Here is a 15,132-nt window from a genome sequence, read left to right on the forward strand (position 1 = left end):
GTAATTATTTGACATAATAAGGTGCTGCGTATGAAAGCGTTTGCTTTAATCTCCCTCATTTCTTGCGGTTTGCTGAGTGCGTGTGGAGGCGGTGGCGGTGATAGCGATAATACAGTTGTAGAAACATCTGTTAATGCTGGAACCGATTTACAAATTATCGAAAAAACTGAATTTACCATCACAGCACAAGGTTCCCCCGCTGATGGTACGTTTTCATGGCAACAAGTTAGCGGCCCAAGCTTAGAAGGTTTTCCGCTTGATGGTGCTGAGCAAACATTGACAGCCCCTGACGTAAAAACTGATAGTGAAATAATCTTAAGAGTAAGCTATCAAAGCACCGGTAGTAGCGCTGTTAGTGACGACATTTCTATTTCAGTGAGCTCTAATAATCAACTTCCTCTTGCTGTTGTTACCCAAACATCTCCTGAAACACTTCCTTCTGTATACAAAGATACAGTTACTTTGAGCGCTCTTGAGTCGAGCGATCCTGATGATAATGGCCAAATTGATAGTTACTTGTGGCAACTGCTATCAGGTCCTGATTTAGATATTGCTAGCTTTAATGAGTCAACTCTTAGCTTTTCTCATCCTTTACTAGAAAGTAACGTAAATTTGTCTTGGCAGCTAACAGTTACTGATGATGAAGGCGGTGAGGCGAGTACTCAATATTCAATGACGCTTAATAAAACAAATGAACTAGTGGATGCAAATGCAGGCGCTGATCAAAATGTCGAAGAGTTTGAAGAAGTAACGCTTGATGCAACGAATAGCGAAACTGTCACCGATACCTATCAGTGTAAGTGGCAACAACTTACCGGTAATAGCGAAACATTAAGTAATAGCGACCAATGTACAACGACATTTTTTGCCTCTGATGTAGATACTGAATCCACGTTGAGCTTTGAAGTAACGGTAACCGACTCAAAAGGACGCACCGATACAGATTCTTTATTTGTTGATGTATCACCAAAAGCGCTTGGGCTTATAAACGATAGTGGTGTTGGTGAGTGCTATAACAACACCCAACGCATTAACTGTGAAAGCGATGACTTTCCAGCGCAAGATGCTGAACTTGGACGCGATAGCTATGCAAACCGCTTAGATAAGGTTGGTAAAGGTAATTTAGCGTTTGATTACACTAAACTTAATCAGTTTGCGGATGAAGTTGGTGATGATAGTAGTGACTTTACCTGTATACGCGATAATGTTACTGGACTTGTATGGGAAGTAAAAAGTGAATCCTCAGGAGTATTGCCAAATACAAGCTTGCGTGAGGGGCAAAATCATTACTTTTGGGATTTAGGCGATACTACTTTTACCGATACTAGTACAGCCAATTCAACTTGTCCGGATGATACGAGTTGTGGAGTACAAAGTTATATAAACGAAGTGAATAACTTAGATTTTTGTGGTGGTACAAATTGGCGGTTACCTACTTATACAGAGCTTTTAGGTTTAATTGATTATGGTAAACAAGGGCAAAGCATATTAATTGATGAGGTGTTTTTCCCCAATATGCCAAGTGAAAGTGCATTAAGTCACTTACGTTATTGGACTTCACAAACTGCAGCCGATGGTACAAGTTTATCGCAAGCGTACATTATTGATATGAGTGATGGTAACGATCTTGCTTATCCAAAAGAAAATACCGCGTATGTTCGTTTAGTTAGAAGCCGTTAGGAGAAAATAATGAGATTTAAATTACTCTATGCACTAGCAACTATAAGCTTGAGCTTTAATATTGCAGCGGCGCAAACGTGCTACGACGGTGCAGATACCACAACGCCGACAGATAGATTTACTATAAATACAGATGGCACAGTGTCTGATACCGAAACAGGCCTTATGTGGCAACGCTGTAGTTATGGGCAAATTTATAATACAGAGACGCAGCTTTGCGAAGGCTCTACACCTTCTCTTACTTGGCAAGAAGCACTACGCGGTGCTAAAAATGATACAACTGCAGATTACGATGATTGGCAAATGCCTAACATTAAAGAGTTGGCGAGTATTTTAGAGCACAGTTGCACCGAGCCGAGCATTAATGAAGAGGTGTTTTTTGGTACTAAGCTTCAAAACTATTGGTCAAATACATCGGGTGTGAGCACGATGAGCTCTGCATGGGTTTATCAATTTGATAGTGGGCTGAATAGCTTGCACGCCAAAACTAGTAATGTGTATTTACGGTTAGTTCGCTACGAAGAATAAAGTACTTACTAAGATTAGACAGATGAAAGTGCAGCCTTAAAACCGCTGCATTTTTTTGTTTTACATAAATTTACGTTATTTCAATAATAAAGCGCTTACAACGTTGTCACTTAGTGCGTTTTTTTGCCATTATAGGCCGTGATTTAATTACGAAGGAACATCACGGTGTATTTAAGCTATTTTGGCCTGAATGAAAAACCTTTTTCAATTTCGCCCAACCCTCATTACTTATTTTTAAGTGAACGACATAAAGAAGCCTTAGCACACCTTACCTATGGATTAGGTGAAGACGGTGGTTTTGTATTATTAACAGGCGAAGTGGGTACTGGTAAAACTACAATTACCCGCAGTATGTTAGAGCAGTTACCTGAAAACACGCAAGTAGCGATGATCCATAACCCAGCACTTTCAGAGCTAGAGTTATTGGCTAGTATTTGTGATGAGCTCAACATTAGTTACGATGCTAATAATGCGACGCTTAAAAGTCTTACCGATATTATAAAAAAGCACTTAGAGACCAATAATAAATCGGGTGGGCACACCATACTTATAATTGATGAAGCGCAGTTACTTGCCCCTAATGTGCTTGAACAATTACGCTTGCTGACAAATATAGAAACCGATCATAAAAAATTATTACAAATAGTATTGGTTGGTCAACCTGAGCTACAAGAGCTTTTAAAGCGCAATGAATTAAGGCAACTCGCCCAGAGAATAACAGCTCGTTACCATTTATTACCACTTACGCAAGGCCAAACAGTTGCTTACATAAAGCATCGGTTACATGTTGCAGGATGTGATAAGGGAATTTTTTCGATGGATGCCATGCAAGCTGTACATCAATTAACCGGTGGTGTGCCACGATTAATGAACTTGGTATGTGAGCGAGCTTTGGTAGGCACTTTTGCAAAGCAGCAGTTGATAGTTGATAGCGATATAATAAAAAAATCAGCACATGAGTCATTACCCATGGATTTTGTAGCGCCAGTTAATGAGGCCAACAAAGCAACGTCATTTGTACCATATAGCCTTGCATTCGCTGCTTTATTTGCCGTAGGCATTGGGCTTTCATTTATTTTATAGTTAGGTAAGTTATGTCTTATTTATTAGATGCGCTAAAGCAGTCGCAGCAATCAGATATGAGTGCTGAGCAATACGACTTGCAATCAGAGCAGTTAAAGCAACAGCAAGCACTTAAGCGTTATAGACGATTAGCGTTAGTATTTGGTACAAGCTTAGCTGCTTTTATTGCGGTAGCTGGTGGGTTTACTACTGGTAAGTGGTTACAAGGTACTACTTTATTAAACACATCGGAACCCGCTGTAATTAAGGTGGTTGAAAGCGAAAAATCGTCACCTAAAGAACAAGTTAAAGAGGTAGATGCCGCAGTTGATAAGCAGCAAATAGCTAAGTTAGAACCCGCTAAAATAGCTCCAAATAATACTGCAACGATTGAAGGGCAACTTGTACATGTGCAAACACCTAATGGTGTACAGCAAATGTTATTAACGCCTAATGGGCAATATATTCCTATGCCATCGAGTCCGGTCACGAGCGCAACGGGTTATAATCAGCAGAACGTGCAACAAGTAATGCCAGTTCAAAATTATAATCAGCCAGTATTTAATCCACAAAATAATTACAATCCAAATAATACACAGAACGCTTCGGTATTTGGGCAAAGTCAAAATACAGCATCAGCTCAACTAGATATGAGTAAATATAAAGTACTAGGTAAGCCAATTAATGGTAACAACCAATCTCAACAGATGAGCGATCCTGAGCTTGATGAGGTGCCTACAACACTTAAAAATGCGTTTGCGCAAGCTATACAAGACGTCGAAAAAAATCAGGATTATGAAGTTACCCATGCATCAAAAACGTCATCACGTGTTGAGCCTGTAGAATTACTACCAGATGGTTTGCAATCAATGTTGCCTAGTATTAAATATCAAGCGCATATTTATTCATCGAGTGCTGACAAACGTTGGATCAAGCTAAATGGCCGAGAGTTACATGAAGGAGAGAGCATAGGTGCTTTAACTGTAAGAGAGATTACACCTGAGCAAAGTGTACTTGATTTTGATGGTTATGAGTTTAGCTTAAAGGCTTTGCAAGACTGGCCGCAGTAAACGTTTAGCTATTATGTTGAGAGCTCGGTAGAATGTTGAGCTCTCAATATTGCTTAGGGTAATATTGAGTTTTTATAAAAGCGTTCTAAATCAATATTATATTCTTTAGGTTTCACCGCTGATTCGAGGGTATCTAAGGTTTTTTTATTAGATAAATCGATATCTTTTATCTCTGTATAGCGACTATGTTTGGCGCTGTAAAATGTTTTAACGATAGGCTTTAGTGGTGTACTGGGATTACTCTCGGTCACTAAACCAACTTTTTGACTCGATAATCTAACGAGCGTTCCTACCGGATGAATACCAATACATTGAATAAACTTATTAAGCAGCACGGGATCGAAGCTATCTGGGCATCCGTCTTTTAGTATTTTAAAGGCTTTTATTGGCTCCATGCCTGCTTTGTAAACACGTTCTGCGGTAAGTGCATCATACACATCTACAATTGATGCCATACGTACGTACTGACTTATTTCGTCGCCCTTTTTACCAAACGGATAGCCTTTACCATCAAGCCTTTCATGATGCATACCTGCAATATCAACCGCGATACCCGTTAAGCCAGACTCTTCTAATATTTCTTTACTGAAAAGCGAGTGCATTTTCATTATTTTAAATTCATCATCGGTAAAGCGACCCGGCTTATTGAGTATTTCATCAGGGATTTTTATCTTACCAATGTCGTGTAAAAGTGCGCCGGTAGTCAGTTCAACGATAATGTTTTTTTCTATACCTAAATGCTTAGCGAAAATCCCCATTAATATCGATACATTAATAGAGTGCTCAAGTAGGTAAGCATCTTTTTGGCGCATTTGGGTAAGGCAGGCTAGGGCATCTTGGTTTCTAAAAACAGAGTCCATAAAGCCACTTGCCAGCTCTTTGAACGGTGCAATATCTATATCGCGGCCTGCTTTAATATCTTTAAATGCTTTTATTTGCAGTGTTTTAGCTTCGTCATACAGTTTTTTTGCCTTTCCCATTTCTTGTTCGGCACTGTGTGTTTTTTGCCAAGGGTCACGCTTTATTTTTGTTGCAGGTACAGCAATAGGAGCTTTTTCAGGGACTGATTCAATGAGGGTTTTATCAGGGTCGATTTCTACTTCTAAAATACCTGCTTTTATTAGGTTATTAATACCAGCCTGAGTTTTAACCCAGCCTTGATTTTTAATTTTAATACTGCCAGTTTGTCTAGTAACGCTTTGCACAAACATACCAGGCAGTAACTGACCTACAGGAATTATTTTCAAATTTATTACTTCTATTGTTAATCTTTCATTAAGCTAACAAATATATACGTTACTACCTAATAAAAAAGGCACTTTTCAGTGCCTTTTTTATTTTTTAGTTAAAAAGCATTAGCTTAACTATTCATCATCTTCAACAAGCGTCATTAGTGATGTGTTACCACCTGATGCTGTTGTATCAATACTGATTGTTTTTTCAGTAATAAGACGTTTGATTAATGTATCGTAATACTCAGAGCTAATTACTGGTAAAATAGCACCTTTACGCTGTGCAAGCTGTTGACTAAAGTAGCCCAAGCGAGACGAGCGAGCAGCAACTACCGCACCGGCTAAATGAGGGTGCGCCAAAATAGCTTGTAACTGGTTAGGTTTAGCTACTTGGAAAACACCTTCTGCAACACCTGTAGAGATAAATTTATCTTTAAAGGCAACGGCTTCATCATAAAACAGCTCAGACGCTACAGTAATTACCGTATTACCTGCGGCAATAGCAGTGATGATAGACAATGCCCAGAAGTTAAATGATGTGCTCTTATCTGCATAACACACTACACAACCACGTGCTTCTAGATGAAGTGTATTAGACTCACCCGTTGGCCCAGGCAGGGTAGTAAACTTACGCATGTGCTTTTCAAGGCGGTTAAGCTGTGCACGTGCTTCTGATAATGTTAATGCTAAGTCGTCTGCTAAATCGTCGATAATTTCTACCGTCGCGATTTTAGCAAGCAACTGACGTACAGCCGAAACACGGTCGTTTAGTGGTGTTGCACGCCAGATTTTCTCATCGCGCATTGAGTTGGCCATTAGCTTTTTAACTTGCTCATTCGCACCGCTGTAGTGGTGCAAATCAAGTTCGTCAGGCGTTAGGTTAGTCATTTGTACGTTATCTGGTGATGCTTTTTCTTTTACTAAACGTTGTAGGTAGTTAGGGCCACCGGCTTTAGGGCCAGTACCTGATAAACCACGGCCACCAAACGGTTGCACACCAACAATGGCACCAATCATGTTTCGGTTAATGTAAACATTACCCGCACGTGACATTTTAGCAAGGTACTCACAGCGCTCTTCAATACGTGAGTGAACACCCATTGTCAGACCATAGCCCGTGTTATTTATTTGATCCATCACATCATCAAGTTCATTCGATTTAAAGCGAACAATATGAACACATGGGCCAAATACTTCACGTTTAAGTACTGATAAGTCTTTAATTTCGTATAAACGAGGAGCAAAAAAGTATGCGCCATTTTGAGTATTATCAGGAATTTTACATTCGTAATGAAGTATAGAATTACCTTTTAAGTACTCAACGTGTTCATTTAAGTTTTTAAGTGCTTTTTCATCAATTACAGGGCCAACATCAGTTGATAGTAATGATGGATCGCCAATGTGTAACTCAGCTAGAGCGCCTTTAAGCATTTCGATAATGCCATCTGCTACGTCATCTTGAATGAATAAAACACGAAGAGCAGAACAACGTTGGCCAGCACTTTGAAAACCAGAACTGATCACATCGTCAACTACTTGCTCAGGAAGCGCCGTTGAGTCAACAATCATACAGTTTTGGCCACCTGTTTCTGCAATTAACGGTACTTGAATATCGTTACGTGCAGCAAGTGTTTGAGAAATTAATGTGCCTGTTTCAGTAGAACCTGTAAACATAACCGCTTGAATGCGCTCATCTGGAACAATTGTTTTACCTACTTCTGAGCCGCGAGCGATAACCGGTTGAACAACGTGCTCAGGTAAACCAACAGATAGCATTAGTTCAATGGCACGAAGGGCGATTAAACTTGTTTGCTCAGCAGGCTTAGCAATTACAGTGTTACCTGTAACAATCGCAGCAGCAACTTGACCTAAAAATATTGCAAGCGGGAAGTTCCACGGGCTAATACATAAAATAACGCCACGGGCTTCAAAACGCTCATCTTTAGATAACTCTTCAGCGCGCGCTGCGTAGTAACGACAAAAATCAACCGCTTCACGTACTTCATCAATACCATCTTGCGCTACTTTACCCGCTTCTTTAATACAGATAGCGACTAGTTCATCATGATGACGCTCTAAAATGTCAGCAACGCGGCGCAGTAAATTAGCACGCTCTTTTACTGGTGTTTGTGACCATGATTCAAGTGCCGCTTCAGCGTTAGCCAGTAATACTTTCATCTCTTCGCCAGTTTGTAACTTAACGTGGCCGATGATTTCTTTGTGATTTGCTGGGTTTTTAACAGCCAATGAGCCTTCTGGTACTTGGCTTTGCTCAATTAAGTGCTCATTAAACCATGTTTCAAGATTCTCTTTGAAAGGGGTAATAACGTTAATATCGGTTAAATCCATGCCTTTAGAGTTAGCACGTTCTTCACCGTATAAATCAATTGGCATTTTGATTTGCGTATTGTACTTGTTACGCAGGCCTTGCAGTGTTTCTACAGGGTCTGGTAGTAATGATTCAACAGGTTTTGTTGTATCTACAATCGCGTTTACAAATGATGAGTTAGCACCATTTTCTAACAAACGACGAACAAGGTAAGCAAGTAGGTCTTCGTGTTGACCAACTGGGGCATATACACGACATTGAATTTTTTCTTCGTTAACGATTTGGTCGAATAATGATTCACCCATACCGTGCAAACGTTGAAATTCAAAACCGGTGTTGTCGCCTTTCGCTACTTCTAAAATAGTCGCGGCAGTGTAAGCGTTGTGTGTTGCAAACTGCGGATAAAGTACGTCGCGCGCTTCAAGCATTTTAATAGCACATGCTTTGTAAGAAACATCGGTTGTTGCTTTACGAGTAAATACAGGGAAATGCTCTAAACCATCTTGTTGTGTGGTTTTGATTTCAGTATCCCAGTACGCGCCCTTAACTAAACGTACCATCATTTTACGACCAACACGGGTTGCAAGGTCTGTTAGCCATTCAATTACAAAAATAGCGCGTTTTTGATACGCTTGAACCGCTAAGCCAAATCCTTGCCAATCACCAAGATCTTCATCACTAAATACCGCTTCAATGACATCTAATGAAATATCTAAACGGTCAGCTTCTTCAGCATCAACGGTAAAGCCGATATCGTATTTCTTAGCAGCAAGCGCAAGTTCTTTTAACTTAGGGACTATTTCTTCCATCACACGGTCTTTATGAGTGAACTCATAGCGCGGATGAATAGCAGAAAGCTTAACTGAAATACCAGGGCTCTTAATTGGACCACGACCATTTGCCGCTTTACCAATCGAGTGTATAGCATTCATGTAGCTGTCAAAGTAACGCTTCGCATCTTTCATTGTGCGCGCGCCTTCGCCTAGCATATCGTAAGAATATACATAACCTTTTTGCTCTGTATCGGCAGCACGTTCAATTGCTTCGTCAATGGTACGACCCATAACGAATTGCTTACCCATAATTTTCATAGCAAAATTTACAGACTTACGAATAACTGGCTCACCTAAACGACCAATGGTCTTTTTAAGCATGCCGAACTGTTGTTCTTTCGTTTTGTCTGTGTAGTTAACCATTTTACCGGTAACTAATAATCCCCAAGAAGACGCGTTTACGAATAAAGAATCGCTGCTGCCCAAATGAGAGCTCCAATCACCTTTCGCTAACTTGTCACGAATCAGTACATCTTGAGTTGCTTTGTCTGGTACGCGAAGCAGCGCTTCGGCCAAACACATTAATACAACGCCTTCTTCACTAGAGAGTGAAAATTCATTTAAAAGCGCATCAACACCGCCTTGCCCATCTTGCTCTTTACGAATGTTTAAAACAATCTGGCGGGCTCTTTCCCAGGCACGACTTCGTGCTTTTACGCCTACTTCTGCAAGCGGTAAAATATGATCAATAACCGCATTTTCATCTATGCGGTAGAAGTCACGGATTCTTTGTCTAATAGGACAAATCGTTGTTAAATCGCCGTTGAATAACATAAGCAACCCTCAGGAGTGTTAAGAATTAAAGTAAAATTAATTACCAATAAATTACCAGTGATATTGTGAGTGCATTCTAATTAAATTTCAGCAGAATATGCTGGTTAAATTTCGCGTTTTACGATAATTTACAGGGCATAAATTTAACTTATCCGCATAAAATTCTGTTATGACAATTCCAAATAGATTACGCATGCTAGATCGTATTGATTTAGCCATACTAGACGTTCTACAAAAGAACGGCAGAATTTCAAATGTTAACCTCGCAAAACAGGTTAATTTGAGTGCAAGCCCGTGCCTAGATCGTGTAAAACGATTAGAGCAAGAAGGCTATATCGAAGGCTACTACGCTAAGCTTAGCGAAGCAAAGCTTAATCAAAGCTTAGTAGCACATGTTCAAGTGTCGCTTGTTGCTTCAAATACAGCAGTATTTAAGGTATTTAGAGAGCATATACTAAGAATACAACAAGTCGTTGAATGCGACATGGTGGCAGGCGGTTATGATTATTTATTAAAAATCCGCGTTTCTAATATGGAAGAATATAGACAAGTTCTTGGCGACTTAGTCGATATTCCCGGCGTGGGCACTCATCATACTTATATGGTGATCGAAAAGATTAAAAAAGACGAAGGGCTGCTAATCGACATTTAAGCTTTTCTCAAGTAATAAAAAACCGCAATTGCGGTTTTTTATTTTAGTAGATAAAGGCTATACCAAATAGTTAGTACATCACCTTATACATAATTTATTACGACCTTCCGACTTCGCTCTATATAAAGCCGTATCAGCCGCGCATATTAATGCCTCAGATGTTCTGTACTGATTATCGTATTCACACGCTAAACCCTGGCTTACACTTATCTTTACATTCGCTGGCAAACCAATATCTCTAAAATTAATGTTGAGTATTTTTTCTTGAATACGTTTTGCGATCATTTCTGCATTTGAGACATGTGAGCGGGGTAATACAACAGCAAACTCCTCACCACCATAGCGTGCTACTAAACTATCTTTTGAGGGGAGGCAGTCTTCAATTGTTTGAGCTACTTTTTGCAAACATTTATCACCCTTTACATGACCAAAATTATCATTAAACAGTTTAAAAAAATCAATATCGATCAAGATAAAACTCAAAGGCTGTTTGTCTACTATGCATTCTTGCCAATTTTTAATAATCGCCTTTTCTAAAGTGCAGCGATTAGCGACGCCTGTAAGGTGATCTATTTTGGCTATGTTTTCGAGTACTTTATACTTTTTAACATGCCTAGAAATATCATGCATAATACAAATAAATAGAGGGATATTGTTTGTAGTTGATGCGGGTATACAAGAAATTGAGAGCTCTATATCTAAACAGTTACCATTGTTTTTTATTATTTTAACTTCTTTCGGGCCATGATTGAGTGGTGTTTGATAGTTGTTTTTCCAACTTTCAAACATGTATTGATAGTCATCGCGATACTGTTCTTGTAAACAATCTTGCCATTTTTTACCTATTAACGAGTCAGACGTAACATTAAAAAAACGAGCTGCAACGGGATTTACTGATTCAAACACTCCATCTGCATTAACAATAAAAATAGCATCGGCCATCACATTAGTGACATTAATAATTGCGCTTATTTTTTCATTGTTAACGGTATTAGAAATGCTGCTCATTAATGCAGATACAGCGTTGTCGGTGTTGTTTGCTCTGCTATTTTCATTATTGTTAGACATGGTGTTGCTCATTTTTATTGTTAATGAAACTTTATGTCTAGGAGTTTATTTAATTTATGGTTTTTAAACCTTTCGGTAACCTTCTTTTTTAATTTGTTGATTTTATTTGTTTTTATTGAAGTGTGTCAGTGCTTAGCTAAAAGGTAGTTAGGTTATAAATAAATTGCACTGGGGAAATTATGCTTGTGCAATTTAAAATCAATAATTAATTTTTGTCTTTATTTATAACTTGTGGGTCAGGGCTTGAATAAGGTTTATCATTACACTCAACGTTAAATATTAAACATGCAGTGCCTGAGTTTTTTGCTGTATCGGTGACGGTGATTGCTTGGCGGTTATCACTAAGTTCATAACTGAAATCTTGGGCACATGTTCCGATTTTATTAGTAATTGTAGACCCCGTGAAAAAAAAGCCTAGCCCAACTGTTACAGGAGTTAAAGTGTAAGTACCTGCAGTTTCGGCTCTTACTGTACCGCCGCCGTCAACGGCTTTACCATTTTCTGTATAGCTAAAAACGGCCTCTTTTTTATCGTTAAACTCAATATGTACTTGAAAATCGACTTTTTCTAAGGTGGTATTCATGTTATTTCCTTTGTATTTATAGTTTAAAGTCAGTAATGCCTAGTTTTATCAGGCTTGCTGTTATTGTTGGTATTTCGTTTGCTCGGTTTAAGCAGGTATATGCTTGTACCTGCGGGTACTTTACGTGAATACTTTGGTTTATTTTTACTGTTTGAGTAATAGCTTTAAGCGCATTTACGCAAAATTGCTCTCGCTGTTCGCTGGTCGAAGCTAATTTAGCTTTGAGCAGGTTTATATTTATGGGAGCTAAGTTATCTCTATTCTTCATTTTATTGGTTATGTAACGTTTATATTCGCCATCATTCTCAAGGGTTGTTAATAACTCTTGCGCTTTAAGAGGGAAGTTTCTGTCAATAAAATAGCGAGCCAGACTAATTTGTGTATTAATAGAATTGATACTATTAAAACCTTGTGATTTTAAGAAGCTAATAATTTTTCCTATTCTTGAATCTACTTTTTTGTCATAAGACAACATTATTAATTGCGCTAAAGAGCGATAATACATATGTTGAAATTCATTATTTTCTGGATCTTGCTTTAAAGCCTCATTTATATTTTCATTCGCAAAGCGAGCTTTTAAATAGGCCATTTTTTTATCAGGTAAATAGCTTAGTAAATAGCCTTGTTGCATATATATATTTGCTGACATATAAAAAAGACTCGCGTCATCAGGGTAGTGATTAGCCACCTTTTTGACCACAGCAACTGCATTGTCCAATATATACACTGCAGTGTTGAAGTTACCAAGCATACCTTCAGTTTTTGCAAGCCAACTAAGGGTATCTGCTTTATCACGCAATAAGTTTTTATTGTTGGGCTTTAGCACAAGCGCTTCGTTTTTAAGAGTAAGTGATTCGGTAAAGCTCTGTTTTGCCGCTTTATAATTAAATTGTTTTAAATACAAAGATCCCAGCGAATTATGTGAATACGACAACTCCATAATGGAATTAAAATCATTCGCTGCTAATGAATACATGGTTTCGCTATACATATGGTACTTTTTAAATAATGGCTCAGTGGCAGCGTAATCACTTTTATCATAATGAAGCTGGCCTAACCAAAAGGCATTAGCACCCGCAAGCGTTAGTAATTCTATATTGTTAGGCTGTATTTTTAATAATGCCTCAAGGCGGGTGCGGGCGTTTTCAAAGGCGGTAAAGGCTTCATCGGTTTTACCTCGGGAATAAGCTACTTCACCCATTGCTTCGAGGGTTTGTGCGTACTGGAAACGGTTGTTAAATTGTGCTTTATCATCGCTAAAGCTAAAGAGTGAACCTGATTCGTCTGTTTGATTTGTAAAATATTCAAGTGCTTTATTACTAATACCATCAAGTAAGTCCATACGCTTTACGCTACGCAGTTTGTCGGCAAAGTCACCCACCATAAACCCCAGTAAGCTTTCGGCCTCAAGCTGTTTTTTTTGCGCATGTTGCTGGGCCTTAAAACTAGTAAAGCTCATTAATAACGCGGTAAATGTAAGTAAGCACAATAAAGCAACGGTCACCCGTTTTACTCTTATTTTTGTTTTTGTTTTTTTTATAGAGCTTTTGATAAGAGTGTGCTCGTTATCATCTAATTTAAACAGTTTGTCGTTTAGTAATAGCTGCGCTTCTTGTAGCGGTTTACCTGGCGCTAGGAGGTAAGCACTACTTTTACCTTCATCTATCCAATTTTGCGCTTGGTGTTGTAAGCGGCTTTTTATTGCTAAGGCATCTTTATGATCATTAATCCATTGTTTTGCTCGCGGCCATTGACGTAATAATGCCTCGTGAGCAAGGCTAAAACAGGCTTCTTGATTTTGTAAATGCGATACAAATAAACGGCTATCGACCATGGCTTGCACAAGCTCTTTTTGGCTTGTGTTCGTTAATGTTTGCCAGCGGGCAGCGCGGCTCGTAATGGTTTTACCATCTGGATTTAAAGTGATCAGTTGTGATAACACGCTTTTTAGTTGCTGTTGTTGCTCGTTGCTGAGGTCAATAAATATATCTTCTGCTTTTTTGCCTATAGCTCCCTCAATACCCCCGAGTTTTGTGTAAACACTGTGAAGTAGCTCGTTACTATCACTGCGCTGCAAGTACAGCTCTTGCAATGTGTATTGCAGCATGGGTAATGCATCGGGGTTATTAGCTGTATCGGCGCACAATATTTCATCCAGTGGTGTTTGGGTTTCTGGGTCATTCGAGAACGTTAAATTAGCGGTTAACGCTGGCAGGCGAATAATTTGTTGAAGCTCTTGGCGATTTGGCGGTGTTAAATCGTAGTGCGCGCCATGAGCTTTGCCTGCCATTAGACTTGGTTGTTCAACCACTAAAGGGTAAAAGTCGTTACGACACGCACTAAATACAATCACAGTTTTAGAGGTTGCTAAGCGCTCAATAACTGATAAAAAATGGCTGCGCGTTTCGCTACTAAATAAAGGAGAAGAAAGCAGTACTTCTAAGCGGTCAATAAATAAAAATAACTGGGGTGTTTTAAGTTGTGTAGAGGCTTTGCTAAGTGCAATTTGTATGGCGTTGATTACGCCATCGATTGCCAATTCTAGTTGCTCTGCCAGTGTTTGCGCGCTTAATCCTTCAAATACAGGAAGGCCATTTATATCCCAATCAAGCAATGCAGAAGCTAAATCTAAAAAAAGTCTATTTTTATGAACATCTGCAAAGTCGAGTTGGCTATAAGAAATAACCCCAATGCCGTTATAGCCTCGCTCATCTAGCAGTTTTGGTAAAATCCCAGCATTAACAAGCGAAGATTTACCCGTACCGCTAGGGCCAAGTATTAAGCAAAAAGCACGACCAAATTTAACTTGGCTCGATATTCTATTGAGTAACGTTTCTATAGATTGATTGCGGCCAAAAAATAGGTGTGTATCGCTTGGGTTGTAGGCGCTTAATCCTAAAAAAGGAGAGCCACCTTGCCATGTGTTTTCACTTTTTTTTATATCTTCAGCCAGAGGAAACTCAAGTTTTGCAATAACGCGGTAACCACGTTTGCGAATAGTTTCTATGTAGGTGGGCTCACTTGCTTTATCACCGAGGGCTTTTCGTAACTGGGTAATTGTTTTATGCAGCGGGTTATCGCCTACCTCAACATTTTTCCAGCATTGATCTAATAGCTCGTCAGTAGTAACAATTTCGCCTTTTTGGAAGCAAAGATGAACTAACACATCCATGGCTTTTGGTTCTAACTGTTTATTTTTTTCTGCACGCTGAAGAGTATTTGACAGGGGATTGACTTGCCAATCACCTAAATAAAAAGGGCTGAGATTCATAATGGCTCATTATTGTTATTATGTAATTAAAGCGAGTGATTAGCCGACTT

10 protein-coding genes are annotated in these 15,132 nt (G+C 39.0%); 5 read left to right on the forward strand and 5 right to left on the reverse strand.

Annotation, left to right across the window (positions count from 1 at the left end; translation table 11 throughout):
• Positions 1 to 30 precede the first annotated feature (30 nt).
• The 4 genes from I6E72_RS01940 (at position 31) to I6E72_RS01955 (ending at position 4,340) form a co-directional block, all read left to right on the forward strand.
• Positions 31 to 1,680: an Lcl C-terminal domain-containing protein gene (locus I6E72_RS01940; RefSeq protein WP_197110886.1), complete on the forward strand. Its 1,650-nt coding sequence runs from the start codon at positions 31 to 33 to the stop codon at positions 1,678 to 1,680.
• A 9-nt stretch (positions 1,681 to 1,689) separates the two neighbouring features.
• On the forward strand, positions 1,690 to 2,208 hold the full coding sequence (locus tag I6E72_RS01945; protein ID WP_197110887.1) for an Lcl C-terminal domain-containing protein: 519 nt from the start codon (positions 1,690 to 1,692) through the stop codon (positions 2,206 to 2,208).
• 165 nt (positions 2,209 to 2,373) lie between these two features.
• Positions 2,374 to 3,291, forward strand: coding sequence for an ExeA family protein (locus I6E72_RS01950; protein ID WP_024590013.1), 918 nt, complete (start codon positions 2,374 to 2,376; stop codon positions 3,289 to 3,291).
• Positions 3,292 to 3,302: 11 nt separating this feature from the next.
• Positions 3,303 to 4,340, forward strand: a complete 1,038-nt coding sequence (locus I6E72_RS01955; protein ID WP_197110888.1) for a general secretion pathway protein GspB — start codon at positions 3,303 to 3,305, stop codon at positions 4,338 to 4,340.
• Between the two features lie 53 nt (positions 4,341 to 4,393).
• On the opposite strand, the gene I6E72_RS01960 is transcribed toward I6E72_RS01955, so the two are convergent.
• Together I6E72_RS01960 and putA are read right to left on the reverse strand one after the other, a co-directional pair.
• The gene (locus I6E72_RS01960; protein ID WP_007581678.1) at positions 4,394 to 5,587 is read right to left on the reverse strand and encodes an HD-GYP domain-containing protein; all 1,194 of its coding nucleotides are present in this window, start codon (positions 5,585 to 5,587) and stop codon (positions 4,394 to 4,396) included.
• A gap of 117 nt (positions 5,588 to 5,704) precedes the next feature.
• Positions 5,705 to 9,508, reverse strand: a complete 3,804-nt coding sequence (gene putA / locus I6E72_RS01965) for a bifunctional proline dehydrogenase/L-glutamate gamma-semialdehyde dehydrogenase PutA (RefSeq protein ID WP_010553201.1) — start codon at positions 9,506 to 9,508, stop codon at positions 5,705 to 5,707.
• A gap of 169 nt (positions 9,509 to 9,677) precedes the next feature.
• Between putA and I6E72_RS01970 the strand changes: the two genes are divergently transcribed.
• Complete coding sequence (locus I6E72_RS01970) at positions 9,678 to 10,160, forward strand: winged helix-turn-helix transcriptional regulator (RefSeq protein ID WP_024590009.1); 483 nt, start codon at positions 9,678 to 9,680, stop codon at positions 10,158 to 10,160.
• 78 nt (positions 10,161 to 10,238) lie between these two features.
• Here the strand turns inward: I6E72_RS01970 and I6E72_RS01975 are convergent, their stop codons facing one another.
• From I6E72_RS01975 to I6E72_RS01985, 3 genes are all read right to left on the reverse strand, one after another.
• Positions 10,239 to 11,228: a sensor domain-containing diguanylate cyclase gene (locus I6E72_RS01975; RefSeq protein ID WP_007581681.1), complete on the reverse strand. Its 990-nt coding sequence runs from the start codon at positions 11,226 to 11,228 to the stop codon at positions 10,239 to 10,241.
• 205 nt (positions 11,229 to 11,433) lie between these two features.
• Positions 11,434 to 11,811, reverse strand: coding sequence for a DP-EP family protein (locus I6E72_RS01980; protein WP_197110889.1), 378 nt, complete (start codon positions 11,809 to 11,811; stop codon positions 11,434 to 11,436).
• Between the two features lie 16 nt (positions 11,812 to 11,827).
• Positions 11,828 to 15,082 carry an nSTAND1 domain-containing NTPase gene (locus I6E72_RS01985; protein WP_197110890.1) on the reverse strand — a complete coding sequence of 1,085 codons (3,255 nt, stop codon included), beginning with the start codon at positions 15,080 to 15,082 and terminating at the stop codon, positions 11,828 to 11,830.
• Positions 15,083 to 15,132 lie beyond the last annotated feature (50 nt).

The organism is Pseudoalteromonas sp. NSLLW24 (assembly GCF_015864725.1).
In the GTDB taxonomy this organism is placed as follows: Bacteria; Pseudomonadota; Gammaproteobacteria; order Enterobacterales; family Alteromonadaceae; genus Pseudoalteromonas; species Pseudoalteromonas arctica.